Origin of the sequence: Halorubrum vacuolatum (assembly GCF_900188065.1) — an archaeon.
Taxonomy (GTDB): domain Archaea; phylum Halobacteriota; class Halobacteria; order Halobacteriales; family Haloferacaceae; genus Halorubrum; species Halorubrum vacuolatum.
The window spans coordinates 1-1019 of sequence record NZ_FZNQ01000071.1 but is presented as its reverse complement, the minus strand read 5'-3'; the positions used below and the strand labels follow the sequence as shown (position 1 = coordinate 1019).

Here is a 1019-nt window from a genome sequence, read left to right as displayed (position 1 = left end):
TCCACGTTTCGATATGCTTCCCTCGATCCGCGAGTCGCCAGACTCGCGGATCACCGGGTTCAAACCGACGTAACTGACGACTTCCTTATCCCGATCAAACCGACTGATGTCGCCAACCTCCGCGTAGATCGTTAGCGCCGTAAAGTAACTCACGCCGGGAATGCTCATCAGCAGCTGGGTCTCTTTCAGAGACCCAGCGCGCTCTTCAATCGTCTCCTCCAGCTTCTGAATCTCTTCGGTGAGCGACTCGATCAACTCGAGGTACGACTCAAGCAACGTATCCCACGGCGTCGGGATCGAGAGTTCCCGCAGGAACTCTCGTCCCTCCACGCTCAGCGGTTTCACGTCCTCGGTAATTCCGTGATCGGAGAGTAGTCCGTGGACTTTGTTGGCGTATTTGGTGCGGTTTTCAACCAATGTCTGTCGCCCGCGCACGAGTGCGCGGGCTTCCCTGACCTCCTCGGTCGGAACGTAGCTTTCAGGCACCGAATTTAACCGGAGCATCCGCGCGAGTTCTTTTGCGTCAACGCGGTCAGTTTTCTTGTCGGTGTCTGCAATCTGGTTGATCTTTTTGGGATGAGCGACGGTCACATCCAAGTATTCGGACAGCGTATCGTGGATGTGGTAGTAGTTGGAGATCGCCTCAAGCACGGCTTGAGAGCCGGCGTATCGCTGGGCGAGGTCGTCAAGGTTCGCGTTTTCGACGCGAACCTCTTCGACGATCTCTCCAGTGTCGTCCATTACTGCCACCTGTGCGTACCGTTTGTGGACATCAATTCCGAGGTACATGGTTTGTTCACCCGGGACGCCAGTGCGTGAAGCAGAGATTCACCTATTCGGGCTTTCCCGGATGCCGCGCGGCGCGGCATCCGGGCTGTCCTGCCCATGACTCGGCTTCCTTCGCACACGGACCAGTCAGCACGACGTGCTCTGTGGCACGGAATACAGGTCGGTCTCTTGCGCCCCATGTCTTGTGTCACGCTCTCATGGAGTAGCAGCGTTTCCATCGAGTCAGCACG

1 protein-coding gene is annotated in these 1019 nt (G+C 57.1%); it reads right to left on the bottom strand.

Translation table 11 applies throughout. From position 1 onward, the window contains the following. Positions 1-789 (bottom strand): IS110 family RNA-guided transposase (locus tag CHB65_RS16685; RefSeq protein ID WP_089386135.1); only part of this gene is annotated, 789 nt, incomplete at its 3' end. Between the last annotated feature and the right edge of the window lie 230 nt (positions 790-1019).